Here is a 26,770-nt window from a genome sequence, read left to right on the forward strand (position 1 = left end):
TATAATGTCTTAATTTTTAATATTCAGTAATTTCCGTGTAAAGCTGGGCAAGCCGTTTGCGCAAGTGTAGTACGGCGTAACGTTTTCTTGATACCAGCGTGTTGGTATTTAGCCCGGTACGTTTGGCAATTTCCTCAAAGGGGATATCTTCGAGCTCATGCCAAACAAATACCTGTTTTTGTTCTTCGGGCAATTCATCCAGCGCAAAAAATAACTGCTCCCAAAAAAGGTTGCGCAAATACTCGGTTTCGGGAGTGGTAGCTTCGGTAAGAAGTATGGCTTTAAAGTCCGGTGCCTCATCGTCATAATCCTCATCATCGGCCAGCATATCATCAAGCAGGGTTTCCGTCTTTTTTTTATGCTTATCAGTTATTTTGTTCCGGGCCACCCGGTATAGCCAGGCGCTGGTTTGTTCAATCGGTTCAGAATTAATAACAGCGCTAAACTGGTACCAAACATCCTGGAGTATATCCTCGGCGTCGGCATCGTTTTTTACCCTCCGGCGAATAAATCCCAACAGGCTTTTACCATACGAAGCAATTGTTTGTATGATATGGCTGTTTTTGTCCTGGGGCATTATCGCTGTTGTCAATTTCTTTATCCTTTTTAAAGATAAAGACGATTGTGATTTAAAAACATTTTAATTTTTTTTCAAAAAAATCTATTGCCTGTCAAAAAGCCATTTCAGACAGCTAAAACAGTATTTATTTGATTGCAGAAGCGGCTTAAGCAACTGATGTTTAAACATCATAAAGATAGTTTTGTCGAATTAAATTCATTTTAATTAAAAATATTTGAACTTTATTCAATTTATACCGAATATTACTGTATGATTAACGAACCGGAAATTATTTTAGATAAAACCGACCTGCATATTTTGCGATTGATGCAGGAAAATGCCCGGATCTCTAATGCCGACCTGGCCCGTGAGCTTGGCATGGCGCCATCCGGCATACTGGAGCGTGTAAAAAAACTGGAACAAAAAAATGTGATCCAGCAATATACAACGCGCATCAATCCGGCGGCCCTGCAGCAAAAAATGCTTGCTTTTATATTTATGAAAGCGGCCGATGGGCCAGGAAGCGATGCTACATCAGGCGAGCTGGCCAAGATACCCGAAGTACAGGAAGTGCACCACATAGCCGGCGACGATTGTTATTTAATAAAAGTGCGTACTTACGACTCCGCCTCGCTAATGAATTTAATGCGCACTCACTTCAGTAAAATACCCAATATTTTGAGCACCCGCACCACCATAGTGCTCGAAACCAAAAAAGAACAACAACAATTGGTTATACCCGAAAAATAATATATCATGGCACCTACTACTGCAAAATCCACTTCGCCCATATTAGTTATTATAGCTTTCGCCACTGTTTATATAGTGTGGGGCTCTACCTACTTTTTTATAAAAATTGCAGTAGCCGGTTTTCCGCCGCTGCTGTTGGGTGCGCTGCGCTTCTTCACAGCGGGTTTGCTGTTAATGGCGTGGTGTGCAATTAAGGGTGAAAAGATTTTTGTAAAACAAAACATATTACATGCAGCAGTAAGCGGTTTCCTGTTGCTGGTAATAGGTAACGGTGCAGTAATATGGGCCGAACAAACTTTACCAAGCGCTATGGTGGCCATTATGGTAACATCGCCGCCAATTTGGTTCGTGCTGCTTGATAAACCCAACTGGAGCACCAACTTTAAAAGCAAAAGCACCATTGTCGGCCTCGTCATTGGCTTTATAGGTGTGATACTTTTATTCCGGGATCAGATCGCGGACGTATTGGGATCATCGGCAGGTCCATCAAAATTACCAGGAATGATATTGCTTTTACTTGGCACACTGGGCTGGGCTTCCGGATCATTATATTCAAAACATTATAACACAAAAGGCTCCGTATCGGTAAATACGGCCTGGCAAATGCTTGGAGCCGGCATATTTTTTATTCCTGCAAGTTTTTTAAACAACGAGGTACAAACCGTACAATGGCACGCTATACCGGCACAAAGCTGGTATGCTCTGGCTTATCTCATTATATTTGGATCGATAGCGGCATTTAGCGCTTATGTTTGGCTTTTACAGGTGAGACCGGCTACCCAGGTTGGTACCTATGCCTATGTTAACCCGGTGATAGCCGTATTATTGGGGGTAATTTTTGCAGGCGAACATGTAACGCTGATCCAGGTTATTGGGCTGGTTGTAATATTGAGCAGTGTGTTGCTGATCAATCTATCAAAATACAGAAAGGCGAAAACAGGAGAATTAGCGGTAGCGAAGTGACGACAAGCGCCGGAACGAAAAAAAATAAAAACTATGTCATTGCGCAGCGCGGCAATCTCGCAGCCAATACATGGCCGGCTTGCATAGCTACGAGATTGCTTCGTCGTTCCTCCTCGCAACAACATTTTTATTAAAAAGTCCCAAAGAGACAAAAGTATAAATCAACTCTCCCACTTCCCAAATTCAAAATACTTACTGATACTAATGCTCACTTTACTACCAACGGGGTACTTACGCCTGTCGTAATTGAGTACCCGCAGTGTTAAACCATCTTTTTCAACAATAAGTTCTTCAAAAAAACCTTTGAACAACACCATTTTCACCAGCCATTTGCTGCCCAGGCTACTTATTTTAATATGCTCCGCGTAAACCACTACAACGCTGCGTTTACTTTTTATGCCGCAAATTTTTGCCTGGGCCGATGTTAGCCGGGTGCAGCTGGCCAGTATTTGCGCTGTGTACATTAATTTAGGCGAATGATATAACTGTTCGGGACTGCCATTTTCCACTATTTCGCCTTCTTTAAGTACAATCAGCTCATCGGCCATAGAAAGAATTTCGGCAGGGTCATGCGATACCAATACTACTGTAACTCCCCATTCCTTTACAACATACCTGATATCGTGCTGTAAACCTTCCCGATAGGTGGCATCTACCTGGTTAAAGGGTTCATCAAGCAGTAAAACTTCCGGGCGGCTAATCAATGCTTTGGCAATGGTTACGCGCTGCTTTTCACCACCGCTTAATTTACCAAAGGGCATTTCCCTAATGGTGTAGATATTTAAAAGGTTCAAAGCTTCGGTAACATGATGGATAGCCTGACTTTGATCTTCGGCCGGCAAACCTTCACATATGGTGTCCCATACCGATATTCGCGGATCAAGATCGTTATCGTGCTGCGCTACCATCCGCATAACCTTGTGGGCATGCTGAATACCTTTTTGCCTGCTTAATACCTGCTCCTCCTTAAAAAACACCTCACCATGGTCGGGCTCCAGGGTACCATATAACAGGTTAAGCAAAGTGGTTTTCCCGCTGCCGCTTTCACCTACTATCGCTGTTATCTTTCCTTTCGGAATAAAAATGGTAACGTTATTAACCCCAGAAGACTTATCCCCAAAAAAGTTTTTGGTAACCGATATGGTTTCCAGTATCAGATCATCTCGCATCTACGGTAATTAATTTTCAGGATGTTATTGGAAAACCATTCACCCCGGATCCAGGCTTCTAATCTAAAGAAAAGTTGAAAGCAAAAAAACTTAATATGTCAATCTGAACGACAAGCGTAAAACAAATAGTAACTAAAAGCTATTTATTATAAAATAACCAAATTATATAACCATGAACAAAGCCATAGGGATCGTACTCATTATTGTAGGCGCGGCCATGCTCATTTGGACAGGCTTTACTTACACCAAAAAAGAAAAGATCATTGATGCCGGCCCTATACAGGTATCGGCCGACAGGGAAAAAACCGTTAACTGGCCGCCCTACCTTGGTGGATTATTAGTTATAGGCGGTATTGTCGTAGTTGCTACTTCAAAAAAATAGGTACTTATTTATTATCTGCCGCTTTAAGTACGCTAATATCCTTACCGGCAATCAGTTGCTGATAATTGATCATCTGAAACTTTTTGCCCGTCATTGCTGCAAACTCGGGCGAGAGCAAGGCATTAAGTTCGGTTTGGCGGTGCAAACTGGTAAGGGGCTTACCCTCTTTTGAGTTCATCATGTTACTGTTCATATCTACCAGCACATCCATCTCGGGGCTCGGAGTAGCGGTATGCAGCACCATCATATTTGGCTTATCGGGATTAAGCTTACCTACATAAGCTAAAAACGCCGCTTTTTTTGTAGCAATAGGTTCACCCCACATTTCTTTATAGGTTTCGCCGAAATAAGTTATGCTGCTTAAGGTTGATAAGGCCAGGTTATATTTACGAGCCAGTTTTTCGGTAAGGGCACGCAATTCGGGCGTTGAAAGCGCTATGCCCATATGCGGATCGATATAGGTTATTTTTAATCCTGATGCCTGCGCCCTTTCAATCTGGGCCGACAACTCGGTTTCAATTTCGCTAAGTTTATAGCCGCTTTTAGCAAACGCCCGCGTTGATTGCGGAAAATACCCGTTTGAATCAACCAGGCTCGGAACAGCCGTACGGCCGGTTACAGGCCCCCAGCGATAATTTTTCCATTCGGAGGTCAATGTAAGATGGACCCCAACCGTAACATTAGGATATTGCTTTAGTATTTCAACTGCTTCCTGGTACCAGGGGCATGCAAACTGCACCGAAGCCGAAAGCGGCATGCCTGTTTGAGCAGCCTTAAGCAAAGCCATATTTACAGAATGGTTCATGCCGATATCATCCAGCCTGATGAGTAACCGCGGCAAATTACCATTTACCGCCTGTGCCCTCGCGTCCTTGTTTCCTAAACAAGTCATCAGCATAAGTAAACAAAACAATATCCGTTTCATCATTTTTATCTTCAATAAAAAAAGGTTTACAAACGTCAGGTTGGCGGAAAACCGGCTCCTACTCAACATTATAAATATCTTATTATGAAGCTTAATAAAACAAACTAAATTGAACATGATAGCATATTGTTACATAGAGTCGAAGCGCTCTCAAACTTTAAAAGAAAGACCAGTCATATCATTAAAATAATTATAAAAAAGAAGGCCGCATCATTTGTTTTATGATGCGGCCCCTGGTGTGCAGTACTCAGCAATTTAATATCATTGGGCCGAAACCAGGTCGGGATTATGGTTTACCTGGCTAATGGTGAGGGCCTGCTGAATGTTGAGCCCGGCACCCTGCTGGTCCGACATCCATTTTTGGATCAGTGCATTTAACGTGTTCAGCTGGCTGGCATAAGCATCGGGATTGGCGCCTTTCAGTTTTGCTAAATAAGCCACCGCGTCGGCTATTTTTTGCGCATCTGTTTTGCCATCTTCCTGTACAGCCCAGTTTAAATCGGTAACCACTTTAGGCAGCCATAATTTAATGCCATTCACAATTACTGCTGATGCCGGCACCAGGGTTTCCAGTGTCGTTTCCAAAAACTGGCCGGCCTGGCTTGCTTCAAGGTTTTTGAGTCCGTTAGCAACTTTGTCGGCTACGGTAATGATTTCATGTACAACGTCTGAAGCGTTGTGGAACAGGGATTTTACATGATCCCACATTTTTGATAAAAAAGACATAGGTTGTAGTTTTAAGTTTATATAATTTGATTGTTGGTTCACAAACATTTAAAGCCTATACAGGCGGCCCGAACACTATAAATACTATTGCTTCAAGCCATTTGCTGATTCAGAAAACTGCAAATAGCCTCCGGGTTAAATGGCTTTAATTAGAGAAGATAAAATTGACGATAAAAACACCCGGGTAACATAGTGTTTATACGCTTTCGGGATGCGGGTTTTACGTTATTTAATGAATATCAGCGGTATTACCAATGTTTATTGTGTTAACTGCACGGCTTAGTCCAGGTTTTACCCTCTCTTATTTATGTTTTTCAAACTAAAAGCCTTATATTCAAATCTAAAACCCTCACTATGAAATATATAAAACGCAATTTTATTTTCGGCGCGTTGTTGCTTGCCGGTACCGGTAGCTACGCCCAGCAGGAAGTTATTGATACTGCAGCTTTCAGTCGCATCCGCAAGGCAGAGCTTAGCAGTTCCCAAATTCCGCAGATAGCGCATTATTTAACCGATGTATCCGGTCCGCGGTTAACCAATTCGCCGGGTTATGCCCGCGCAGCAAGCTGGGCGGTTGCCACCATGAAAAAATGGGGAATGAGCAATGCCGCTACCGAGCCCTGGGGCACTTTTGGCAAACAATGGGAAGTGCAGGACTTTAGCATGATGATGCGCGCACCGTATAATGCACAGATCAGGGCTTATCCTAATCCATGGAGCCCGGGCAGCAAAGGCCTGCTGCAAGGTGAAGTTATGGTAATTACATCGGCACAGGCTATAGATACTACTTATCTGAATAGTCACGCTGCCGGGATTAAAGGCAAATTTGTGCTGGTTACCGGTGATGCGGCTGATTACAAAAAGGACTTTGAGCCATCGGCCGAAAGACTGGCCGACACCGCATTGGCCAACCTGAAGGATACTTATATGGTGTCCCGCTCCATGATCGACATGTATACTACTAAATACCTGAAAATCTTTAAAACCGCAGACCGGATACTGAAAGACGCCGGTGCGCTGGCATTCATTAGCGCGGGCCGCGGTAATGTTAACGGAACCGTTTTTGTACAAGGCCGCTACGGCTATAAATTAACTGATCCGGAAACTGTACCACAAGTTACTATGGCCTCAGAGGACGGGCAGAAGATCAAACGGCTGATCCAATCGGGCCAAAAAGTTGAGCTGGCCATGAGTTTTACGGGCAAAACATCTACCGAAGATACAAACGGCTACAACGTAGTAGGTGAAATCCCCGGCACCGACCCCAAGCTAAAATCGCAGCTGGTGATGCTGGGCGGCCATCTTGATTCATGGCAGGCAGCTACCGGTGCAACCGATAACGCGGCAGGCTGCATTGTAATGCTGGAGGCCGTTCGCCTACTCGATTCGCTTGGGCTTAAACCAAAACGCACCATTCGCATTGCACTTTGGAGCGGCGAAGAGCAGGGTTTGCTCGGTTCATTCGGCTACGTTAAAAAACATTTCAGGGATGGCGTTAAATTTACTGTAAAGCCCGAGCAGGCTAAAGTATCGGCCTATTTTAACCTGGATAATGGTACCGGAAAAATCAGGGGGATTTTTGCGCAAAACAACGAAAAAATGAAACCGATATTTGAACAGTGGCTAAAACCCTTTAATGACCTTGGCGCCACAACGGTAACTATGGCCAATACCGGGTCGACCGATCACCTGGCGTTTGATTGGGCTGGCATACCGGGTTTCCAGTTTGTGCAAGACCCTATTGATTATGAAACCCGCACACATCACAGCAATATGGACGACTACGACCACCTGATGATAGACGATCTGAAACAGGCCGCCATCATCGTAGCCTCGTTTGTGTACCAGGCCAGTATCCGACCTGAAATGCTGCCAAGGAAACCGCTTGTAAACGAAACTTTTGTTTTTGATGGATTTTAGCAGAATAGCAAACGTCAGCGATTAAATAAGCGCACTGAGACGCAAAGGCAAAAAAATCTATGCGTCTTAGCGAAAAATATCTTCCTCAACGTATATTTTAATACAGGCTTGTTTAAACTTCAAAAAAACGACGGGTGATAAACAATATGAGCATCAGGAGATATCGATGCTTTGCAGAGCCGGCCCCGCTTTGATCACAGGGCCGGACTTCTTAATGGGTTTGAAAAATAGTTAAGAACGGTTAACGGGTTTCAGGATCCGCCGGTCTTCAGCTTTTTTGTTTAACCTGTTTTTAACAAATGAGTTGACCATAATAACCAGGATACAACAGGCAACCAATACGTAAATAATTAGGATGTGTTTTGGCATTTCAGTTTATAATTTCCTAAATGTAACAGGTTTGCTACTTAACCTGCAAGCGTTTTTTAAAATAAAGTTTCGACTAATTTGGTACAAAAGTCAAAAAAATGTCATTTTCCAATTTCGGAATTCGGATGTTCGATTTCCGATTTATCCTGCCTGAGAAGAATGTTTTCCGATAAAATCTGTCGGTACAAAATCGGTAAGCCACACCTTGTTTTCCGACAGGTAGAATTTATGGCCCAGCCGGTGCATTTTGCCTGCTGCAACGGTTAACACCACAGGTTTACCATGGCGTTGACCAACCTTAACAGCCGTTTCCAAGTCGTTGCTTAGGTGTACGTGCTGCCGGCTCCGCTTTTCGAGCCCGGTTTGCAAAATCGCCTCAACCGACTGGCTCCCTGTGCCATGATACAGCACATCCGGTGGTATCTGTGCTTCATAACCCAGCTCAACCTCAACCGAATGCCCCTGGCTGGCTCGGATCTTCTGCCGGGCATCATCAAATGCGAAACGCTTTTTGGCGTTAGTTTCAACTATGTGGTTCAGTATTTCAAGAGTTATGGCTTTACCATGCGCAGCCGCTTTCAGCAGCAACTCATCAACGGCTACCCAGCCCTGCTCATCAAGTTTAATATTTATTACTTCGGGCTGATGACGTAATACCAGGCTTAAAAATTTGCTTAGGCCGGTAGTTTCTTTTTCGCTTATCATTAGCACTAATATAAATGCTTTACGTCACGAATTTAACAAACTGCTCAAATTCTTTCCCTGCGGTACAGGGCTATCCCCAGCATAATGCTCCAGTGATTTTCGGTACAGATCCTTCATTTGTTTAACCAGGATCCGCGGACCAAGCACTTTCAGTTTAGGCCCGAAACCGAGCAGCTCACGCTCCAGCTCGAAGTTCATGATCACCCTGATGCTGAATATTGTTCCGTCTGCCGTAACTTTTAATATTTTTTGCGTGTGGTGCAGTGGCTTGGTAACAACGTACGGCGCATTTTTATCATCTACCCAAAAAATAACCTCGCCATCGCGCTGCCCCGGCGATTTGGTAACACCAAGCACATCATTATAATAAGTAGCGAGATCGATCCTGGTGTTTTCAATATATTCATCGGCATGTACTTCAACAGTCTGGATCCTGTCGAGCGCCAGGGTAAGCAGCGGCTTATTTCTTATGTGCGATATACCCAAAACAAACCATCGGTTACGGTACTCCTTCAACAAATAAGCGCTGAAACAAAATGTACTGGCCTCCCTGGCCTTAAACGACTGGTAGCTAACACACAGCGTGTTTTTAGCTACAATAGCCTTGCGGATGATCTCAATCCATTCCAAACCTTTCAGGTTATCGTTTTTTTCAAAATCAACCACCGGTGTGCTGTGCGTCTTCTGGCTGTAGATCTTGTCTTCCAGTTTGGTTACCATTTCGTTAAGGTCGGCAAAATGCCCCAGGCCTTTAAACTGGCCCAGCAAACCGGCTACCTCGCTAAGCACCTGCATGTCCTGGTTATTGAGGGGGATGTTATTGATGCTGTAATTCTTGTCGGAGTAGGTGTAATACTTTTTATCAACCACTACAATAGGCGCTTCGTACCCCAGCTTATTACTGCGCATCATTTCAATATCGGCCTGTACGGTGCGGCGGCTCACCCCGCTGTCTATCCCCTGGTACTCGTACAAAGCTTCGGAGCAGGCTTCAATCAGGTCGTCAAGCCTCCATTGCCTGCGGCGGTTTTGCAGGCAACTGTCAATGGTTCGGTAACGGATAAGGGCATTGCGGTTTACGGGCATATTTTGATTTCGGATTTAGGATGTTTGTCAACACCCGTCATTGCGAGGTACGAAGCAATCCCAAACTTTACAGGGAGATCTGCATAGCTGCTCTACCTATTGGGGATTGCTTCGTACCTCGCAATGACGGTCTTAATAAATGAATAGCGGATTAAATACCAACTCCTCATTTTTTTTATAATATTATTAAATTATTTTTTACTGCGCAAATACATTGCGCAGTTGCAATTTTACTTTGTATCGTTAAATAACAAAAGCAGCTAATTAAGAAACCCCTCCGCCAATTGGCGGAGGTTTAAGAGCGCTATGGAAAAGATAAAAATAAGCAACAACGAATTAACCTCACTAGGCATTAACGACGTAAAGATATTAGAGAACTTTAGCCGTGTGGCCAATGGCCTGTTAAAACACGGTGTAATGGATAAGGAACAGATCCTGGCCAACCTTGAAGCCCTTATTGATGACCCGATGCCTTACGCCCTTAAAAAAGGCGGTAAGTTCAAGAACCTGGCCGAAGCGGTAATCGACTTACGAAAAGAAGGAAAATTCCTGAAACAGCCCCGAACCAATTTTGCCCTGAAACAGGAAATTGCCGACTTCCCGGTTTACGGTCTTGAGCATATTGAGGTGGGGGCACTTGCACAGATGAAAACCGCGGTTAAATTACCCATTGCCGTGGCAGGGGCTTTAATGCCCGATGCGCACCAGGGTTACGGCTTGCCTATTGGCGGTGTACTGGCTACAACCGCTAATACCATCATCCCCTTTGCAGTTGGAGTGGATATTGCATGCCGTATGTGTTTGAGTATTTTTGATTTGCCCGCTGGTGTAGTTGATACCGAAACAGACATGCTTAAAGGGCTTTTGCTTGATCATACCAACTTCGGCATTGGCGGGGTTACCAAAACGCATTTTGATACTTCGTTGTTCGACAGCCCTGTATGGAGCGAAACCAAGACAATCCGGAACCTGAAGAATAAAGCCTATTCACAATTGGGTACCTCGGGTACCGGCAACCACTTTGTTGAATGGGGTGAGCTTACCGTTGCCGAAGGTGCGCTTGAGGGCATCCCGGCCGGTAGTTACCTCGCTTTATTGTCGCACTCAGGTTCGCGCGGGTTTGGAGGGAGCATTGCCGATCATTATTCAAAAATTGCCATGAGCAAAACCAAGCTTCCGCAGGAGGCCAAGCATTTGGCATGGTTAAATCTGGATAATGACGAGGGGCAGGAATACTGGATTGCCATGAACCTGGCCGGCGATTATGCCAGTGCCAACCACCACGAGATCCATAATAAAATAGCACGTGCGCTTAACCTTAAACCGGTAATGATGATAGAAAATCACCACAACTTTGCCTGGAAAGAGCAGCTTGCCGATGGTACCGAAGTAATGGTTCACCGAAAAGGCGCAACACCGGCAGGTGAAGGTGTACTGGGGATCATTCCCGGCAGCATGAGCACACCTGGGTTTGTGGTACGTGGTAAGGGTGATGCGGCTTCTATCAACTCAGCCTCACACGGTGCAGGCCGTTTAATGAGCCGAAGCGCCGCCTTCAAAACTGTCGACCCGAAAGCGGTAGCTGCTAATCTCGTAGATAAACGCATCACCCTGATGGGAAGCGATTTGGACGAAGCGCCGATGGTGTACAAGGATATCCATGCTGTGATGGCCGCCCAGCATGATCTGGTTGATGTATTAGCCAGCTTTCAGCCGAGGATAGTGAGGATGGCGGACGCTAAGGAAAAGCCGGAGGATTAGGTTTTGGTGCAACATCTAGGCACAGTCAAACAAGCATATATCATTTATAGACAGGTGTTGGATATCTGGCAACTTCTTAATAATTAAAATTACTTCAAAACATTCACATTAAAATGAAAAATCAAGAATTAGCATTGTCATTGTGGTCGCTTGCCTACAAAGATTATATTGCCAGTAGGGTGTTATTAAATAAAAACTATCCAATTCAGGGGCTTACTCTGGCAAGCTCTTCAATTGAAAAATATTTTAAAGTTATACTCGCCCTACACGGAAATACCAAAAAAAATATGGGCGTCCATATGGATAATTGGGGCAAGTTAAAAGGACTGTTAACCGAATGCTACACTGATATAAGCATTCATCTTGACAATCGTTTTTTGGAATTGTTAGGCAAGATTTATCAAGCAAGATATTATGACAATTTAGCAAGCCCACTAATGATTAGTTTCTTTATAAACCAAGTAATTTGCGAAATGGATTTTACTGTGAATTTTATGGAGCAAATTATGACTATGACGGATGGCAATGGAAATATTGTTAAATCTGCTTACAAAAGAAATGTAGAAAAGAAAAACGCAGATCTATTAGATAACAACTATTTATTCCTTAATATTTCCAAAAAGGAATTTATGGAACAGCCCGACAATGGCTACGGAGTTTTCATCGATAATATTAATGGATTCAAAGAATTTGAAGTCATTGGCAAAGATATCAAAAATCAATACAATGGTTTCATCAATGATATTACTTTGAATTTCAAATAATCAAACGCTACCGCAAGTCTCCTCACTTGTGGCTCACGTGAGACGATCCGCTCGCATAACTTAGCGTGTATCGTCCTAAAAAAACTTACAGATTAAAAGCTAAATCCTTATACGTTTACAATGATGCCCACAAGCGAAGACACTTACGGGAGCGGAGGGAGAAACCTTAGTTTATGATAACTGGCAAATAAAATGTTCGAAATAATAAGTTACTTATAAAATGAAGAAACAATATTATGACATAGTGGATCGGCAAAAGGAATTTGACGAAGTCATAAAAAAAATCCGCAGGCTTGAGTTAGGAATAAGAGCTATAAGCCTCATGTATGATGAACACTCTTCTGATAAGAACTCAAAAGCAAACATCTTTAGGCTTAAAGACAATATTTATTATAGGCTCTCCTCCGCTGGACATATGTATAAGTTGTTACTTAAAGAATTAATTGAGGCAGAGAGGTTTTGTAAAGAACACGAAATGCATCGAACCAACCACATTGAATTATTAAGTCCCAATCCTTACTTTGAAATGCTTGAACGTAATATATCTGCGGTTTTCGACAGTGTCGTTTTCAATCTTGTTTCTGTATTTGATTATTTTAGTCATATAGTTTGTTATATATGTAATACTCAGAAAACTGACACCGTATATTGGACTAAGTTAGCTCGAACAGTAAGAAATCCTATGAATGACTTAGGTAAAAGCTTCAGTTCTAAAATTATCGATGAAGCTGACAAAGATTTCGTTGGAAGACTCTATGATTATAGGTCAAATTTAATTCATCACAAAAGGGAGAGTCGTGATTATTCAATTGAACGTGATCCAAAAACTGAAAAATTCAATGTAAAAATATCTCTTAAAAGCTCTGAGATGAAAGACTTTAAATTGATCTATAAAGATCACGACCTCGATAAATTATTTACTTTATCCTATTTGACGTCTTGGTTAATAAATAAATCTTGTTATTTTATTGAACAGATCTTAGAATCACTTATAGATGACATAAAAGATAAGTCCGTTTATTATGACAATATCAGAGGCGCAAATGGCAAAGGGGCTTTAGTGTTTATGAATGTGAACCCAGACACAAATAGAGGCGAGCCTGTTTCTGAATTATTATGGAGACAATTTAAAGAGCAGAAACTCAATTAAAAAAACTAAATCTCAACGCTGCTGCAGGGGTACGCAAGTCGACAGCACAGGATTAATTAATTAAGGGTTGAGTATGCGTGACTTTTGAATTGCCGCTATAAGCCAGCACTTGTTATCATCACCTCCAAACCCCTATCTTTACCCTACTATGGAAGCCAAACCTTTTCTCCAGGAGATCCAACTGAAACGTGACACGGTACCATCTTTTGATGCCTATCCATTTCACATCCCTTCCATTAGGAGCTTGTCGTCATTAAAGTTCCATCGCGATGTTACTTTTATCATTGGCGAAAATGGTTCGGGGAAATCAACGCTGGTAGAGGCCATCGCTTTGCATATGGGTTTCAGTATCGAGGGAGGCTCAAAAAACGCGCAGTTTCAAACGCATAATAATTCATCGCAACTTTTCAATTATTTAACCGGTATAAAAAGCTACAAAAAGCCAACCGATTATTTCTTTCTCCGGGCCGAAAGCTTTTATAACGTAGCCACCTATATGGAAAACGTTTATGAAAACGACAAAGGCACGTTTGCACGGCAATATGGAGTAAAGTCGCTTCATGAATGCTCACACGGCGAATCGTTCATGGCTACGCTTACCAACAGGCTTACCGGCAACGGGCTTTATATATTTGATGAGCCCGAGGCCGCCTTATCGCCAAACAGGCAAATGGCGGCACTCTCGCTCATCAATACGCTTGTGCATGAAAACTCACAGTTCATTATAGCCACCCACTCCCCTATTTTATTAGCCTACCCGGGCGCAACCATTTACCAACTGGATGGTTTGGGCATCAAACAGGTTCGTTACGAAGAAACGGAGCATTATATGGTTACCAAACATTTCCTGAATAATTATGAGGAAATGACGCGGATCCTTTTTGGGGAATAAGTAACTCACTCCAAAATCTTTTAAGCTCCCATATTACCGGTCTTAACCTCCCCGGCGCGTTTGTAATTAACAAAGATCACTCCGCTTGGTGTAACGGTGCTTTCTGTTACCTCCAAAGTCGTAGGCACGGTGTCCTCACTGAATATGGTTTTCCCTTTGCCAAGAAGTACGGGATATATTTTAAGCCAAAGCTCATCCACCATGTCATGTTTCAGTAACAACTTAACCAGTTCCCCGCTGCCCCAGACTTTAATATCCGAACCTTCTGAATCTTTCAGTTTTTTAATATCTTCTATGCTTGTAAGGAACACGCTGTTGTTCCAATCGGATTTATCCTTTGTATTGGATAACACATACTTGGTTACATCATTAATACCTGGCCAGTAATCTGCATGTTTAGGCCAATACTCCTCAAAAATGTCGAACGTTTTCCGGCCCAGCAGAATATCTGTTGCTTCCATCTGTTTCTGCATAAGTTTACCAGAAACCTCATCCATAAAAGGTGCCGACCAGCCGCCATATTTAAAACTGCCTGACTGATCTTCTTCCGGGCCACCCGGTGCCTGCATTACGCCATCTAATGTCATGAATGTTAAAACGATTATCTTTCTCATAAGGATTTTAATTTGATGTTTAACTTATTGTTTTTGTGATGATACAAATCTCCATAATAAGCCTATAACGCCTGCGGTGCAGATGCGACAAATGATAGGGCAAATGCGACAGATCATATTATTATCCGAAGGCTTCACTTAGGCCTTTCACATAATATGTTTAATTACAGTCTTAAGAATTATAAACGTGCAGATCATGGGACTATGTTTAAATTTAAATGTATTTTATTGATAATCAATCCAATAGATACTACTTAATTACGATGAGTTTTATTTAAATTTATTCACACTAAACACACCAATTTCACGATGGGTATATTTGATTTTCTAAAAAGCCGAAAAACGACTTCTGAGCTGAATACGATCACCCGATATGATCCACCGTCCGTTGATCCAAATAGCGCAGCATTTAACCCAAATGAGCTATCAGAAAGAGATCAGTTAGTATTGATTCTTATATCAAAAACGTCAATAAGTAGTCCATATACATTAATGATGCGATTGGATAGATGTGACTTTCCAGGAAACCCGAAAAATAATCTATCTCAGTTAGTAAATAACCATTTATTATATGTTGCTGAAGCCAATGGATTTGGTCATCCCGTAAAATATGCTGTTACCAAACAGGGAGAGGAATTCATAAAAAACCATATTGACCAGGCTAAAATTATTGAGCATATTAAAAAAATGCAAAACCCTGATTTTATGTTGGAATTGGTACAGTCCATTTTTGACAGGATGATAAAGACATCGAAAGAAAATATTGTTACCCCTATAGCACCAGATAGCTCAAAATGGACTGGCAAGAATTTTGAATTTCTAATAACTGGTGATTTAGAAATAACGGCTGAAAATCATGATGAGATCATGACGCCAAATTCCTTTGAATGGACCAAAATTCAAAAAGACAATTGGCCTTACTATCAAGTTGGTCAAGATGAGTTCAGCTATTCGTGGGAGCCGCCAGGTATACAGATGACCTTTAATGATGATATAACATTTCAAAAAGCTAAAAATATAGCAGATGAAATTATGGAAAACATACAAAAGACAGGTCAGTTCGCTGAATTAGTGATTTTAGAATCAGGGAAGATATATAAATTTTAATACGTGCCCCGACCGCTAAAGTGGCTTTATTATGCGTTAAACGCACTTTATAAAATCAACTAAAAAAACAAAACCTTCTTTAAATTGCTTTTAAAAGGGTTTTACAATTCTGTGTCCGAAGAGAGACTCGAACTCTCAAGAGTTATAGATTGCCGTGAAACTATAAAGTGTGCCCAGAACGAGATTCGAACTCGTATATCCCGAACCTAATCGGTAGGAAGCAGGTACAAGAAAATCCAAGGATTTTTAAAAGTAATAAATTCCTTCCATCCGCAAATATCTTTAAACAATGATTTTATAATTTCTTTACCCCGGTTATATCAGCTGTTAGCTATATTGCAGGCACCATATGAAAAAGAACTATATCGACCTGCTTGAAAACATCTATGCCCTGGCGCAAACCGGTATCAGGTATACCAAAAGTCCTTTCGATATGGAGCGTTATCAAAAACTGTTGGATATAACCACACAGGAGTACAGCGAATTTACCGGCCTGGAAACCGTAGTTTTAAAAGAACGCTTTCGCAAAGACCTGGGATATGCCACTCCCAAAGTAGGCGTTAACGGCATCTTGTTTGATGACAATGGCCGCCTGCTGGTTGAGCACCGCAGCGACGACTTTTTATGGGGACTACCCGGCGGCTGGGTTGATATTGGCGAAGACCCGGAAACAGCCATGAAACGTGAGTTTTGGGAAGAGGCCCGGCTAATTGTTGAACCGGTTGAGATCATTAAATTCTTTGCTGTCCCCGCCGGTCAATTTCAGCAGCCTCATAGTTCGGTAGTAGTGCTTTATTTATGCAAATACATTAGCGGCAATATCGAAACATCCATAGAAAGCCTCGAAATAAAATTTGTTGATCCGGCCGAAATAACCAGCTGGCATAAAAACCACGGGGAATATGTAAAAGAGGCCTTACTTCATCGAAAAAAAGCCATGTCGCAAGTGTAAATAAATTTGTTTCGGTCACTTCTATTTTATCCACTCCTTTATGAGCTGACGGTTTCTTTTTTTCAGTCTCATTTAATATACTTTCCGCAAAACCGGCAACTATCCGCATAAAACGGCACTCCATTTCACATAAAGCGTAAAGATTTGACCATCAGTAAAATATAAATGTATATTTATGTACCTGCTCGCTTAGCAATTAACTGAACTCAAACTGATTTTTAAACATTAAAGCCATGAGTACATCAACCAAAGCATTCGACAAAAACACCTCTATGGGTTTTAGGGACAAAAATACCTCAATGGGATTTGCTGATGATGAAACAAACCTTGAGCCTGAAAACGAAGCTGCCGACGGGTTTGTAGCTTCACCCGACCCGGATGATGCAACTGAAGAACCGTCGATGGATAGTTAGGAACTGTTTTACCGGGCCGGTACCATTACCCTGTATATCTGTACCCCCTAAAACTGGGGCTTTGTTTTATTTTATAATTTATGCTAAACCACATACTAAAGGGAATGGTTTGCGTATGCCTTTTTACCGGCATGGCCACGGATACCTATGCTCAAAAAAACATATTAAATCAGCTAAGATCAGAAGCTGCCCAGCATAAAAATGATACCGCAGGTGTTGAACCTTTACGCCAATTAAGTTTACAATTGCAGGCCACGCGGCCAGATAGCGCACTGATTTATGCACAGCAGGGGCTTGAGCTGGCCCGCAAATTCTCGTTCAAAAAAGGCGAGGCCGATTGCATGAACCGCCTGGGTGTGGTTTTATGGAAAAACGGCAAGTATGACCAGGCCCTTTCTTTTCTGCTCAACTCACTAAAAATACGCGAAGAAATTAACGACCGCCTGGGTATTTTAAAAAGTCTCAGCGATATAGGCATCGTTTACTCCGACCAATTGGATAACGTAAAAGCCCTATCCTACCATTTTAAGGCTAAAGCTGTTGCCGAAGAACTGCATGAAACAGCGCGCCTGGGTATTATTCTGGCCAATATCGGCAACTGTTACATCAAGCTTAACAAGGTTGATTCGGCTTTAAACTATGAGATGCAGGCTTATGCCATAAAGCAAACGTTAAAAGATACGGCTACCATGCCAAACACCTTATCCATTTTAGGCGACATTAACTATAAAATGGGACACACCGCCCTGGCGCTTGATTATTACCGGGTGAGTATAAGTTATGCTGCAAAAGTAAACGACCAAAACAGCCTTGCCGACAGCTATAACAGCGTAGCGCAACTCTATAAGCAAAAAGGCATGACCGACTCAAGCATCTATTATGCAACGCTGGCCCTTAATGCTGCAAAAGCCGCGCTATATCCCGAGGGGATTTTTCACGCCAGTAACCTGCTTACCGATGTGTACCGGGGCAAAAATGAGCACCTCGAACTGCTTTATTTAAAAACCGCCCTCGCTGCTAAAGACAGTATGTTCAATGCAGAAAAAATTAAGCAGATCCAAACCTTAAGTTTTAACGAAGCAGCCCGGCAGGAAGAAATTGCCGAAGAAAAGCACCGCGAAGAAGAGGCGCGGATAATTAATCTGCAAATGGTAGGCATAGCTGTTTTTATCCCGACATTTTTTTTGGTAGTGTTACTGCTGAGCAAAAGCCGTACCCACCGCAAGGTGATTGAGTTTATGAGCGTGTTATGCCTGCTGCTGGCTTTTGAATTTCTAACCCTGTTTATTCATCCTTTTGTGCAGCGCCTCAGTAACCATTTACCCGTACTTGAGTTGGTGATCCTGGTATGCCTGGCCTCCGTGCTGGTACCATTCCATCATAAGCTTACACACTTCATGCATGAGCGGCTGGTACATGGGCATAAACCTCAACAGCCCCCAATTACCGCGGCGGTATCTTCGCCAGAGAAAAAGGAAAGTAAACCTCCTGCCGCAAAACGTAAACCTGCGCAAGGGTAAGACAAAACGACATCTCCATAGTATACAGCGTGTTCTTGTCCCATCAGGGTCCTCTGCGAGAGACCCTTAGGTATTCGCCGTGCAGACCACTCTGCTTTTAACCACAAAAAACAGTAATTTCAATAAACGTTTGCTTTGCCGCCGTCTTAGCAAATGGGGTGTTGAAACAAGTTCAACATGACGAAGTTTATTATGTCTTACGTAAAAACGCCCCCTCAACCGGTTAAAATCACGGTTAAAAATTGGGTTAATGATTTTTTGTTGGTTAAAACCTTAGTCAGCACACATTTTTTGGCCTATAATTGCTTCGCGAGCGATCAACTAACCAATAATTAAAAACCTTATTACACTACCAACCATAGCCAAACCCGTTACCAACCAACATTTATAATTATGAAAAAACCTATCTGCTTTTTAGTCCTAAGTTTGTTTATTACAATAGTAAGTTGCAGTAAGGGCAAAGAAGTAACACCCGCTGCATCGAAGCCTGATACAAATACGACTACCCCAACCGATAATAGTACCGGTTTTAGCAGCGCCGATGCCGACCTTGCCTATACAGCATTCAATAACGCCTTTTACGATTCAAATAATAAGCTATACTTCAGTACCACAAAAAAAGATGGCGTTGCAGCTATATGGACGCAGGCTATTTACTGGGATATGGCCATGAATGTTTATGAGCGTACCAAAACCCCTGCACAGCTTACCCGCATTGGCGATATATATCAGGGTAATTATAATTATTACGATGGCTACAACTGGAACAACACCACTGTTTGGTTTATTTATGACGATATGATGTGGTGGGTTATTGCCCTGGCACGCGCCAACCAGCTTACCGGCAATGCCACTTATCTTGAAAAAGCAAAATCCGGGTTCGACAGGGTTTGGAACGGCTCTTATGACCCTATAGATGGCGGCATGTTCTGGGATTTTCAGCACAGCGGAAAAAACTCATGTATCAACTTCCCTACCGTTATAGCAGCTATGAAATTGTTTAATATCACTAAGGATGTCTCTTATCTTAATAAGGCCAAGTCTATCTATGCCTGGTCGAAAACTAATTTGGTGGATGCATCGGGCAAAGTGAACGATAACAAAATAGGCAACAACCCTCCGGGTGGTCAGGACTATACCTATAATTCTGGTACCGCTATTGGCGCAGCCATGGCCTTATACAAACAAACCAACGATGCAGCTTACCTTAACGACGCCAAACTATATGCCGATTATGTAAAAAACAATATGTGCACCAACGGTATATTACCTGCCGAAGGGGATTTTAACGAACAGGGTGTTCTGAAAGCTATTTTCGCGCAATATATAGTGCAACTGATCAACGAGGGTGCCCAGAGTCAATACCTGAGCTGGATCCAAACCAACGTTAACACCGGCTGGAAAAACCGCGATGGCAGGAACCTTACTTATCGTAATTACGCCGTGCCTACCCCAACCGGCGATATTCAATCATATGAGGCCAGCAGCATTGTAACTTTTATGCAGTTGATACCTCCAACTAAGAAATAAGCATTACGCTCTGCTATTTCCCACAAAACACGAATGCGCTAAAAATCATTTAGCGCATTCGCGTTTGTCCGCGTTTATACATAATTTAAATAATCCACAATTGCGGCGTATCCCTGAAATGATTGATCTCCTCAATCACTTCCAGTACCTCATCGGGCGATAGCTCATTTTCGCCGTCGGCAACGTAACTAAAAACTTTTCCGGGTTGCTCAAAAGTAATATACCCCAGGTAATCGGGATTATTCTTTTTATTTACCTGCAAAAGCTTATCAGGCTGGTTAAGCTTGCCTAAAGTTGATTTATCGCGGCGATAAATACTATAAGTATAGGTTAACACCGGGTGACCGTCTGCATGGGCATCACTGTCCGGTATTATAAGAAGAGTTAAATTTTTAGCTATAGTAATAAAGAATGGTTTCATATGTAGCGTTAAGTGCAGCATCAAGATATAGCAAGAGAGATGCCATAATCCTTATTTCGATAAAATTAATTTACTTTCAATATAAACAATATTTTTCAATAAAGATTGAATTATGGCACGATTTTTAAAGTGTTATATATAACAAACTAAATACATCAAACTATGAGATCATTATTGTATATCATCGCAGTTATCCTGATAATAGGATGGGCGATCAGTGTGTTTGCCTATTCGGCAACAGGTTTAATCCATGCTTTATTGGTAATTGCCGTAATTTCATTTTTACTTGGCATTATCAGAAGCCCTTCAACAGTTTAAAAACTATTTTTCTATAAGAAAACAGAACGCGGGCCGCAAGCCCGCGTTTATTGTTTTGGGATTTAGCTAAAAATGTCACACAAACTTTAATAACGTTTGTAGTGTTATTATAAGTTTTACTACGATGACATTAAGCGACGAAGAATTCAGGGAAGAATATAAACCACTGCACATCCCTTCACATTTTGATCCGCAGGATACCCAGCAAAATAAAGCCATATATGCGCTGGCGCAAATTGGCGAAGGTACGGCAGACAGTGTACTGAAAGAACTGGAAACCCTGCAGCCCGGCATTGTGAACGAACAGGTTACCGCGCTGGTTAAAACCACTCTTGTCGGCCTTTACAACAAAGGTCTTATTAAAGGTGAAGAACATAACGGGCAAATGCATTACAACCTCAGTAAGATCACCGAGGCTAATGACGGCTCAACGAGGCACGAATAGTTAATCTTCCTCGCCGTTTACATTTGCAGTGAGCACATCGCTCATATAATCAAAAAAGGGGCGCATATTCTTAAAAGTATCAGAAGCTTTTATGATGAAATCCGGGCGTAAAGCCTCCTCATCGGTAAAGCGCCGTCTTACTAAAAACTGTTTATAACGCAGCAGCTCAATAGCTTCATGATCTGTAGCGTAACCTTTGGGGGCTGTTTTTAGTTGTTCGCCTTCCAAAACACCAAAAGTTTTTGTAAACTCCTTACTGCCGATGATTTGCTTCAACGGCGAGGCATCAAAAGCGATATCATCGCGGATCCGCTTAAGATCGGGCGTATCCGGGGCCCAAAAGCCACCTGCTATAAATGTATTGCCTGGTTCCAGGTGAAAATAATAACCGCCGCGGCGGTGCTTGCCCGCCCGTTTAAAATTCCCGCTCCAGTTAGTTTTAAAAGGCGTTTTATCTTTCGAAAAACGGATATCCCGATAAATGCGGTGCAGGGCCTTTTTTGCGCTGGGCGTTTCGATAACATCATGCGTATTGAGCAGGTTCAATAGCCCAGCAGTAAAAACCTCCACCAGTTCAAGCTGCTGTTGATATGGCTCTTTATGTTGAGCAAACCAGTCGCGGTTATTGTTCTGTTTCAGTTGCCTCATAAAATCAAAGGTGGAGGCGGGTAGTATTAGCTGGCTCATAATTAAAATAACCTGCAAAAAGCAGGAAAGCCAAATTAGAGAAATTTGCAGGCTGTCCAAAATTGAATCCGCCTGCACTGTTTAATAATACATTCGGATGATGCTTAAGCACCGGATTTCCCCTCAAAACAAAAATGTGACACTTGTTTTTTGCCGAAAAACCTATCTTAGCCAAACAATCAAACCTGCTATGAAAAGGCGCTCCTTTGTTAAATCAACCCTGTTAACCGGTGTAACCGCAACTGTTTTACCTGCCATGAGCAAAGCTACAGAAACTTCCCCCAAAGCTGCCGAATACTATGAACTAAGGGTATACAACCTTAAAAATTCGGAACAGCAAAAACTGGTAGAGGACTTCCTGAAAGATACTGCTATCCCTGCCTTCAACCGGTTAGGTGTAAAACATGTAGGCGTATTTACCGAAATGAAGCCCGAAGGCCAAACCAGGCTTTTTGTGCTGGTGCAGTTTAACAGTCTTGCCCATTTCGCAACAGTGACCGATAGTTTCGCCGGCGATGCAGAACTGCAGGTCAAAGGCGCTGCTTACCTTAATGCCCCGGCCGCCGCCCCGGCTTATGAACGGATAGAAAGTTCTTTGTTAAAAGCATTTGTACACATGCCGCACCTGGAAGCACCTGAAAATAAAACGAGGATCTTTGAGTTGAGGCAGTATCAAAGCGCAACTGAAGCCGCGGGTAAAAAGAAGATTGAAATGTTTAATGATGAAGGCGAAATAGATGTATTTAAACGCCTCGGTTTCAAGCCCGTTTTTTGGGGTGAAACCGTAATAGGTTCACAAAGGCCTAACCTTACCTATATGATCACCTTTGATGACCTTGATGCCAAGAATGCTCACTGGAAAGCTTTTGGTAGTGATCCGCAATGGAAAAAGATCAGCGCTATGCCCGAATATGCCGATGCCCTGCTGGTGAGCAAAATAACATCAACTATGCTGATGCCAACAACTTACTCACAGATTTAATTTTTACAGACTTACGAAGTTTTGGAAACTTCGTAAGTCTTGCTTATCAACGGCCTTTTCGAATTATCATACAGCTTATTTTTCATAAATTTATTAGCCACGATATGGAGAAAAACAGGCAAACACTCAGCGAGGCTGAGACTGAACTTCTGAAAGAAGGATTGAAACGAAGTTATAAAGAGCGCTTTCAAATGGCAACCCGTTTGTACAAGATACAACAAACCATGAACAAGGCTTCGATAGTAAATAAACCATTATCAGCAAATAATCTGATGTAATTGACGAGGAAATATTAAGCCTTTCCAAAACCCATATTCCCCCCTACATTCCTCTACTGCCTGTTTCAACATTTGTTTTAAACAGATATTACCTTAGTTAAGATCAAAAGACCTTTGGTTTTGAGAAAGGCCAAAAAGAGCGCGCAATTTTTGCTGAGGCTTATGACCTTTTATCAACCATTACAAAGTCAAAAATATTCAATAAAATATCATTAAAAATACTATTAAATAAATAAAAACAATAGTTACCCATACCCGGTTCTGCGCCGAGCTTATGAAAGTTAAGGCCTGCATAATGCTATTACGCAGGCAAAAATAAAAGAGGCCGGTACAAGATTCGAACTTGCGAGCATTCCTTTTGCAGAGGACTCCCTTAAACCACTCGGGCAACCGGCCATGTGTGGAAACAAAAGGACTTGAACCTTTAACCGACACCGTATAAGGGTGCTGCTCTTACCATTGAGCTATATTTCCAGCTGTAAATCAGTAGGGTAACCCGGACTTAAACCGGGAGTCTCCACATCCCAAATGTGGTAATCTGACCAATTGATATACTACCCTGTAAAGCAAAAAATCCCCTTAGTTTTTATCTAAGAGGATTTTTTAATGTTGTTATATACTTACTATATATACATAGCTATCTCCTCTGATAAATCAGTATGGGTGATGGACACTGTATACATATTGTTGTTTTCATAATGCAATGATACAAAAAATATTAAAATAAAAATAATTATGAAAATATTTTTTTCTTCGCAAAGGCTGCGTTAGCGATAGTAGCGGATACCGGCCAATATGGCTAATGCCTGTACAGTAAGAGCAGATAGCGCGGGCCATAGGTAACGCCCTTATTGATTTCGGAGTTGAGATCCTCGATTTCGAATTTGTTTTAATATCATACCTGAGCTAAATGAACTAAGGATTTTTTTATTGGTTTAGCATTCGGTCAATTCTCAAATTCTGTAAATTCTGACTCAGACAATGGCGTTGCCTGCGGCCCGGGCTTTCCGTTGCAAGTCCTCGCCTTTCCTACCCACAATCCAACCCTCGCTGTGGGCTTTACACTGCAATCCCTAACGCTGCCCCCCCGCACCGAAAGTTGAAAATCTAAAATAGTCTTCGTTTATACCCACTTTTCAAAGGTTGTAAGAAGCTAACAACTGCCCAGCGTAATAATAAATTAAAAAAAATAAAAATATTTTTCACTGCGCAAATACACTGCGCAGTAGCCTCCAACCTTTGTATCAACAAAACGAAATAAAGGAGGTTCAAAATGAAATTCAACCTGTTAAGCAGAGTAAAAACCAAAACGGTAAATCATGAAGGTGCAAAAGCCTTTACCATGAGCGCCGAAATGGAATTGTACACCACGGTAGTAACCTGGAGCTTAAACGACACCTTTTATGAAAAAGAACAGGCACGCATGGAGCGCCTGCGCAATTTAATAGCTAAATGCAACCCGGTATTTGTTGGTAAACTGGCAGTTTATGCACGTACCAAAATGTATATGCGTTCGGTACCGCTGGTTTTGGTTACCGAATTGGCTAAGCTGCACTCGGGCAACGATCTGGTTGCCCGGGTTACCGACGGGGTTATCGGCCGTGCCGATGAAATCACCGAACTACTGGCCTGCTATGAAACACTGAACCAGCGTAAGGGCACTAAAAAGCTCAACCGCTTGTCAAAACAAATGCAAAAAGGTTTATCACAAGCATTTAACCGCTTTGATGAATACCAATTTGCTAAATATAACCGCGATGGCGCCATAAAAATGCGCGACGCCTTGTTCCTGGTACATCCACGGGCTAAAGACGATCTGCAGCAACTGATCTTTAACAAGATAGCGGCAAACGGATTGCAAACGCCTTACACCTGGGAAACAGAACTCTCGGCCCTTGGTCAACTGAATTTTGACAGTGCTGAAGCAAAAGCAATAGCGTTCCGCGCCAAATGGGAAGAACTGATTGATAGCGGTAAAGTTGGCTATATGGCCTTGCTGCGTAACCTGCGCAACATACAGGATGCAGGCGTAAGCTATGTGCACTTTAAAAAAGTGTGCGCAACCATTGCCGATGGCGAACAGGTGGCTAAAGCCAAACAGTTTCCATTCCGCTACCTGGCGGCTTACCGTGAGCTGATAATGCCGGCCTCGGTGGTACAAAATATTGCGAGGGCAGCCAAAGCAGCCATAACCGGCAACAAAGGCTACACCGGAGAACTGCTGGATGCATTGGAAAAAGCGGTACAAGCAAGTGCTGCCAATATCAGGGGCTTTGATGAAAACACCCGCGTATTGCTGGCCTGCGACGTGTCTGGTTCTATGCAGAAATCGATCTCGGCAAAGTCAAAAGTGCTGTTGTATGATATTGGTTTAATGCTGGCCATGTTGTTACAATCGCGCTGCAAAAATGTGGAGGTGGGTATGTTTGGCGACCGCTGGAAAACTATTACAGTACCACGCGGTAACATTTTGGGCAACGTGCAGGAGTTCTATCGCCGCGAAGGTGAAGTGGGTTACTCGACCAATGGATACCTGGTTATTCATGACCTGAGTACCCGCCGTGTGCAAATGGATAAAATAATGCTGTTTACCGATTGCCAGTTATGGAACAGTAACGGTGGCAGCAATCACATCCAGGAGCAATGGGTTTATTATAAACAACATGTAGCCCCACAAGCAAAACTGTACCTGTTTGACCTGGCAGGTTATGGCCAGGCACCATTGCAGCTATTGCAAAACGATGTGTATTTAATTGCAGGCTGGAGCGATAAAGTTTTTGATGTGTTAGCAGCAATTGAAAACGGGAGCTCGGCACTGAACATTATTAACAATATAGATTTATAAACGTGCAGGGAGGCTAACTTCCCTGCATTTAAAAAATAAAGATGCCGTAGGCAAGGGTTACTTCGCAGCCAATAATGGGGAGGGCATTGTGGCGAAAGCCGTGATGGAGGTTCGAGTCCTCGCTTGCAGCCCCCAGATCTCTTGCCGCCTTTGCTCTTTATAAAAGGAGGTGTCGTAAATAAGTAATACTTCGTCACGGACCCGTTGTCGGGCTTGTCTACGAGCGGGAGAAAAAGAGACTTATTGATTTTTACCCTCCTTTAAAATATTGAAAATAAATAAGGTGCCGTAAATGTGCGCTACTTCGTATCGCCGGTTCGAGCCCGGCTTCCGGAGCAACCCGGAGTAGCTCAGTTGGTTAGAGCAGAAAACAGCATTGCTGAACGTATGTTGACAGTAGCCCTTATTTTTAAAATGAACAACAGGTTAAAGTGCCGTAAATAAGTATTACTTCGCTTTTTAACCCCAGGGTCGCCGGTAAAAATCCGGCCTTTAGCCGCAAGCTAAGGTAGCTCAGACAGTTTGGAGCATGGGACG

General features: G+C 42.5%; 28 protein-coding genes and 3 tRNA genes. 18 read left to right on the plus strand and 13 right to left on the minus strand.

Annotation, left to right across the window (positions count from 1 at the left end; genetic code table 11):
• Positions 1-16: 16 nt before the first annotated feature.
• Entirely contained in the window at positions 17-592 is a 576-nt protein-coding gene (locus ACP26M_RS12860; protein WP_243770747.1) for an RNA polymerase sigma factor, read from the minus strand.
• A gap of 237 nt (positions 593-829) precedes the next feature.
• On the opposite strand from ACP26M_RS12860, the gene ACP26M_RS12865 reads away from it, so the two are divergent.
• Entirely contained in the window at positions 830-1,309 is a 480-nt protein-coding gene (locus tag ACP26M_RS12865; protein ID WP_090524317.1) for an Lrp/AsnC family transcriptional regulator, read from the plus strand.
• 6 nt (positions 1,310-1,315) lie between these two features.
• Positions 1,316-2,272, plus strand: a complete 957-nt coding sequence (locus ACP26M_RS12870; RefSeq protein WP_426589401.1) for an EamA family transporter — start codon at positions 1,316-1,318, stop codon at positions 2,270-2,272.
• A 161-nt stretch (positions 2,273-2,433) separates the two neighbouring features.
• Here ACP26M_RS12870 and ACP26M_RS12875 read toward each other — a convergent pair whose 3' ends face one another.
• Positions 2,434-3,441, minus strand: coding sequence for an ABC transporter ATP-binding protein (locus ACP26M_RS12875; protein ID WP_426589403.1), 1,008 nt, complete (start codon positions 3,439-3,441; stop codon positions 2,434-2,436).
• Positions 3,442-3,613: 172 nt separating this feature from the next.
• Between ACP26M_RS12875 and ACP26M_RS12880 the strand changes: the two genes are divergently transcribed.
• On the plus strand, positions 3,614-3,823 hold the full coding sequence (locus ACP26M_RS12880) for a hypothetical protein (protein WP_090524308.1): 210 nt from the start codon (positions 3,614-3,616) through the stop codon (positions 3,821-3,823).
• A 4-nt stretch (positions 3,824-3,827) separates the two neighbouring features.
• Here ACP26M_RS12880 and ACP26M_RS12885 read toward each other — a convergent pair whose 3' ends face one another.
• Positions 3,828-4,715 carry a ChbG/HpnK family deacetylase gene (locus tag ACP26M_RS12885; protein ID WP_426589405.1) on the minus strand — a complete coding sequence of 296 codons (888 nt, stop codon included), beginning with the start codon at positions 4,713-4,715 and terminating at the stop codon, positions 3,828-3,830.
• Positions 4,716-5,009: 294 nt separating this feature from the next.
• On the minus strand, positions 5,010-5,474 hold the full coding sequence (locus tag ACP26M_RS12890; protein WP_139159911.1) for a hypothetical protein: 465 nt from the start codon (positions 5,472-5,474) through the stop codon (positions 5,010-5,012).
• A 354-nt stretch (positions 5,475-5,828) separates the two neighbouring features.
• On the opposite strand from ACP26M_RS12890, the gene ACP26M_RS12895 reads away from it, so the two are divergent.
• Positions 5,829-7,394: a M20/M25/M40 family metallo-hydrolase gene (locus ACP26M_RS12895; protein WP_426589408.1), complete on the plus strand. Its 1,566-nt coding sequence runs from the start codon at positions 5,829-5,831 to the stop codon at positions 7,392-7,394.
• 231 nt (positions 7,395-7,625) lie between these two features.
• Here the strand turns inward: ACP26M_RS12895 and ACP26M_RS12900 are convergent, their stop codons facing one another.
• The 3 genes from ACP26M_RS12900 to ACP26M_RS12910 all read right to left on the minus strand — a co-directional run bounded on the left by ACP26M_RS12900 (position 7,626) and on the right by ACP26M_RS12910 (position 9,554).
• Positions 7,626-7,763 (minus strand): hypothetical protein, encoded by a 138-nt coding sequence (locus ACP26M_RS12900; RefSeq protein WP_167516184.1) that lies wholly within the window; start codon positions 7,761-7,763, stop codon positions 7,626-7,628.
• A gap of 141 nt (positions 7,764-7,904) precedes the next feature.
• Positions 7,905-8,468, minus strand: a complete 564-nt coding sequence (locus ACP26M_RS12905) for an RNA 2'-phosphotransferase (RefSeq protein WP_426589410.1) — start codon at positions 8,466-8,468, stop codon at positions 7,905-7,907.
• Positions 8,469-8,492: 24 nt separating this feature from the next.
• Complete coding sequence (locus ACP26M_RS12910) at positions 8,493-9,554, minus strand: helix-turn-helix transcriptional regulator (protein WP_426589412.1); 1,062 nt, start codon at positions 9,552-9,554, stop codon at positions 8,493-8,495.
• Between the two features lie 306 nt (positions 9,555-9,860).
• Here ACP26M_RS12910 and ACP26M_RS12915 point away from each other — a divergent pair, with 306 nt between their 5' ends.
• The 4 genes from ACP26M_RS12915 (at position 9,861) to ACP26M_RS12930 (ending at position 14,121) form a co-directional block, all read left to right on the plus strand.
• Positions 9,861-11,315: an RtcB family protein gene (locus tag ACP26M_RS12915; protein WP_426589414.1), complete on the plus strand. Its 1,455-nt coding sequence runs from the start codon at positions 9,861-9,863 to the stop codon at positions 11,313-11,315.
• 113 nt (positions 11,316-11,428) lie between these two features.
• Complete coding sequence (locus tag ACP26M_RS12920; RefSeq protein ID WP_426589416.1) at positions 11,429-12,079, plus strand: hypothetical protein; 651 nt, start codon at positions 11,429-11,431, stop codon at positions 12,077-12,079.
• Between the two features lie 220 nt (positions 12,080-12,299).
• Positions 12,300-13,229 (plus strand): hypothetical protein, encoded by a 930-nt coding sequence (locus ACP26M_RS12925; RefSeq protein ID WP_426589418.1) that lies wholly within the window; start codon positions 12,300-12,302, stop codon positions 13,227-13,229.
• Positions 13,230-13,377: 148 nt separating this feature from the next.
• Positions 13,378-14,121 carry an AAA family ATPase gene (locus ACP26M_RS12930; RefSeq protein ID WP_426589420.1) on the plus strand — a complete coding sequence of 248 codons (744 nt, stop codon included), beginning with the start codon at positions 13,378-13,380 and terminating at the stop codon, positions 14,119-14,121.
• 20 nt (positions 14,122-14,141) lie between these two features.
• Here ACP26M_RS12930 and ACP26M_RS12935 read toward each other — a convergent pair whose 3' ends face one another.
• Entirely contained in the window at positions 14,142-14,735 is a 594-nt protein-coding gene (locus tag ACP26M_RS12935; protein ID WP_426589422.1) for a dihydrofolate reductase family protein, read from the minus strand.
• Positions 14,736-15,044: 309 nt separating this feature from the next.
• On the opposite strand from ACP26M_RS12935, the gene ACP26M_RS12940 reads away from it, so the two are divergent.
• From ACP26M_RS12940 to ACP26M_RS12960, 5 genes are all read left to right on the plus strand, one after another.
• Positions 15,045-15,842 (plus strand): hypothetical protein, encoded by a 798-nt coding sequence (locus ACP26M_RS12940; protein ID WP_426589424.1) that lies wholly within the window; start codon positions 15,045-15,047, stop codon positions 15,840-15,842.
• Positions 15,843-16,191: 349 nt separating this feature from the next.
• The gene (locus tag ACP26M_RS12945) at positions 16,192-16,794 is read left to right on the plus strand and encodes an NUDIX hydrolase N-terminal domain-containing protein (protein ID WP_426589426.1); all 603 of its coding nucleotides are present in this window, start codon (positions 16,192-16,194) and stop codon (positions 16,792-16,794) included.
• Positions 16,795-17,027: 233 nt separating this feature from the next.
• Positions 17,028-17,207, plus strand: coding sequence for a hypothetical protein (locus tag ACP26M_RS12950; protein ID WP_426589428.1), 180 nt, complete (start codon positions 17,028-17,030; stop codon positions 17,205-17,207).
• Positions 17,208-17,287: 80 nt separating this feature from the next.
• Positions 17,288-18,727 (plus strand): tetratricopeptide repeat protein, encoded by a 1,440-nt coding sequence (locus tag ACP26M_RS12955; RefSeq protein ID WP_426589430.1) that lies wholly within the window; start codon positions 17,288-17,290, stop codon positions 18,725-18,727.
• Between the two features lie 393 nt (positions 18,728-19,120).
• Positions 19,121-20,257, plus strand: coding sequence for a glycoside hydrolase family 76 protein (locus ACP26M_RS12960; protein ID WP_426589432.1), 1,137 nt, complete (start codon positions 19,121-19,123; stop codon positions 20,255-20,257).
• Between the two features lie 85 nt (positions 20,258-20,342).
• On the opposite strand, the gene ACP26M_RS12965 is transcribed toward ACP26M_RS12960, so the two are convergent.
• Positions 20,343-20,678 carry a hypothetical protein gene (locus ACP26M_RS12965; RefSeq protein WP_090524273.1) on the minus strand — a complete coding sequence of 112 codons (336 nt, stop codon included), beginning with the start codon at positions 20,676-20,678 and terminating at the stop codon, positions 20,343-20,345.
• Positions 20,679-20,840: 162 nt separating this feature from the next.
• On the opposite strand from ACP26M_RS12965, the gene ACP26M_RS12970 reads away from it, so the two are divergent.
• Together ACP26M_RS12970 and ACP26M_RS12975 are read left to right on the plus strand one after the other, a co-directional pair.
• Positions 20,841-20,996: a lmo0937 family membrane protein gene (locus ACP26M_RS12970; RefSeq protein ID WP_112652139.1), complete on the plus strand. Its 156-nt coding sequence runs from the start codon at positions 20,841-20,843 to the stop codon at positions 20,994-20,996.
• Between the two features lie 124 nt (positions 20,997-21,120).
• Positions 21,121-21,441, plus strand: a complete 321-nt coding sequence (locus tag ACP26M_RS12975) for a hypothetical protein (protein WP_426589435.1) — start codon at positions 21,121-21,123, stop codon at positions 21,439-21,441.
• Here the strand turns inward: ACP26M_RS12975 and ACP26M_RS12980 are convergent, their stop codons facing one another.
• The gene (locus tag ACP26M_RS12980) at positions 21,442-22,128 is read right to left on the minus strand and encodes a DUF2461 domain-containing protein (RefSeq protein WP_426589437.1); all 687 of its coding nucleotides are present in this window, start codon (positions 22,126-22,128) and stop codon (positions 21,442-21,444) included. It lies immediately after the preceding gene.
• 190 nt (positions 22,129-22,318) lie between these two features.
• Here ACP26M_RS12980 and ACP26M_RS12985 point away from each other — a divergent pair, with 190 nt between their 5' ends.
• Both ACP26M_RS12985 and ACP26M_RS12990 read left to right on the plus strand, forming a co-directional pair.
• A complete protein-coding gene (locus ACP26M_RS12985; RefSeq protein ID WP_426589439.1) occupies positions 22,319-23,110 on the plus strand; it encodes an NIPSNAP family protein in 792 nt (263 codons plus the stop codon).
• Between the two features lie 104 nt (positions 23,111-23,214).
• Positions 23,215-23,388, plus strand: coding sequence for a hypothetical protein (locus tag ACP26M_RS12990; protein WP_426589441.1), 174 nt, complete (start codon positions 23,215-23,217; stop codon positions 23,386-23,388).
• 322 nt (positions 23,389-23,710) lie between these two features.
• Here the strand turns inward: ACP26M_RS12990 and ACP26M_RS12995 are convergent.
• The 3 genes from ACP26M_RS12995 to ACP26M_RS13005 form a co-directional block, all read right to left on the minus strand.
• Positions 23,711-23,784, minus strand: a tRNA-Cys gene (locus tag ACP26M_RS12995).
• A gap of 5 nt (positions 23,785-23,789) precedes the next feature.
• Positions 23,790-23,862, minus strand: a tRNA-Ile gene (locus ACP26M_RS13000).
• A gap of 13 nt (positions 23,863-23,875) precedes the next feature.
• Positions 23,876-23,949: transfer RNA gene (locus ACP26M_RS13005), tRNA-Pro, on the minus strand.
• 712 nt (positions 23,950-24,661) lie between these two features.
• Here ACP26M_RS13005 and ACP26M_RS13010 point away from each other — a divergent pair.
• Entirely contained in the window at positions 24,662-26,233 is a 1,572-nt protein-coding gene (locus ACP26M_RS13010; protein WP_426589443.1) for a TROVE domain-containing protein, read from the plus strand.
• Positions 26,234-26,770: the final 537 nt, after the last annotated feature.

Origin of the sequence: Mucilaginibacter sp. R-33 (assembly GCF_049949235.1) — a bacterium.
GTDB lineage: Bacteria > Bacteroidota > Bacteroidia > Sphingobacteriales > Sphingobacteriaceae > Mucilaginibacter.

Coding starts and splice junctions, on each gene's coding strand:
- ACP26M_RS12865 (WP_090524317.1), top strand. CDS start 830: ATGATTAACGAACCGGAAATTATTTTAGATAAAACCGACCTGCATATT.
- ACP26M_RS12870 (WP_426589401.1), top strand. CDS start 1,316: ATGGCACCTACTACTGCAAAATCCACTTCGCCCATATTAGTTATTATA.
- ACP26M_RS12875 (WP_426589403.1), bottom strand. CDS start 3,441: ATGCGAGATGATCTGATACTGGAAACCATATCGGTTACCAAAAACTTT.
- ACP26M_RS12880 (WP_090524308.1), top strand. CDS start 3,614: ATGAACAAAGCCATAGGGATCGTACTCATTATTGTAGGCGCGGCCATG.
- ACP26M_RS12885 (WP_426589405.1), bottom strand. CDS start 4,715: ATGACTTGTTTAGGAAACAAGGACGCGAGGGCACAGGCGGTAAATGGT.
- ACP26M_RS12890 (WP_139159911.1), bottom strand. CDS start 5,474: ATGTCTTTTTTATCAAAAATGTGGGATCATGTAAAATCCCTGTTCCAC.
- ACP26M_RS12895 (WP_426589408.1), top strand. CDS start 5,829: ATGAAATATATAAAACGCAATTTTATTTTCGGCGCGTTGTTGCTTGCC.
- ACP26M_RS12900 (WP_167516184.1), bottom strand. CDS start 7,763: ATGCCAAAACACATCCTAATTATTTACGTATTGGTTGCCTGTTGTATC.
- ACP26M_RS12905 (WP_426589410.1), bottom strand. CDS start 8,468: ATGATAAGCGAAAAAGAAACTACCGGCCTAAGCAAATTTTTAAGCCTG.
- ACP26M_RS12910 (WP_426589412.1), bottom strand. CDS start 9,554: ATGCCCGTAAACCGCAATGCCCTTATCCGTTACCGAACCATTGACAGT.
- ACP26M_RS12915 (WP_426589414.1), top strand. CDS start 9,861: ATGGAAAAGATAAAAATAAGCAACAACGAATTAACCTCACTAGGCATT.
- ACP26M_RS12920 (WP_426589416.1), top strand. CDS start 11,429: ATGAAAAATCAAGAATTAGCATTGTCATTGTGGTCGCTTGCCTACAAA.
- ACP26M_RS12925 (WP_426589418.1), top strand. CDS start 12,300: ATGAAGAAACAATATTATGACATAGTGGATCGGCAAAAGGAATTTGAC.
- ACP26M_RS12930 (WP_426589420.1), top strand. CDS start 13,378: ATGGAAGCCAAACCTTTTCTCCAGGAGATCCAACTGAAACGTGACACG.
- ACP26M_RS12935 (WP_426589422.1), bottom strand. CDS start 14,735: ATGAGAAAGATAATCGTTTTAACATTCATGACATTAGATGGCGTAATG.
- ACP26M_RS12940 (WP_426589424.1), top strand. CDS start 15,045: ATGGGTATATTTGATTTTCTAAAAAGCCGAAAAACGACTTCTGAGCTG.
- ACP26M_RS12945 (WP_426589426.1), top strand. CDS start 16,192: ATGAAAAAGAACTATATCGACCTGCTTGAAAACATCTATGCCCTGGCG.
- ACP26M_RS12950 (WP_426589428.1), top strand. CDS start 17,028: ATGAGTACATCAACCAAAGCATTCGACAAAAACACCTCTATGGGTTTT.
- ACP26M_RS12955 (WP_426589430.1), top strand. CDS start 17,288: ATGCTAAACCACATACTAAAGGGAATGGTTTGCGTATGCCTTTTTACC.
- ACP26M_RS12960 (WP_426589432.1), top strand. CDS start 19,121: ATGAAAAAACCTATCTGCTTTTTAGTCCTAAGTTTGTTTATTACAATA.
- ACP26M_RS12965 (WP_090524273.1), bottom strand. CDS start 20,678: ATGAAACCATTCTTTATTACTATAGCTAAAAATTTAACTCTTCTTATA.
- ACP26M_RS12970 (WP_112652139.1), top strand. CDS start 20,841: ATGAGATCATTATTGTATATCATCGCAGTTATCCTGATAATAGGATGG.
- ACP26M_RS12975 (WP_426589435.1), top strand. CDS start 21,121: ATGACATTAAGCGACGAAGAATTCAGGGAAGAATATAAACCACTGCAC.
- ACP26M_RS12980 (WP_426589437.1), bottom strand. CDS start 22,128: ATGAGCCAGCTAATACTACCCGCCTCCACCTTTGATTTTATGAGGCAA.
- ACP26M_RS12985 (WP_426589439.1), top strand. CDS start 22,319: ATGAAAAGGCGCTCCTTTGTTAAATCAACCCTGTTAACCGGTGTAACC.
- ACP26M_RS12990 (WP_426589441.1), top strand. CDS start 23,215: ATGGAGAAAAACAGGCAAACACTCAGCGAGGCTGAGACTGAACTTCTG.
- ACP26M_RS13010 (WP_426589443.1), top strand. CDS start 24,662: ATGAAATTCAACCTGTTAAGCAGAGTAAAAACCAAAACGGTAAATCAT.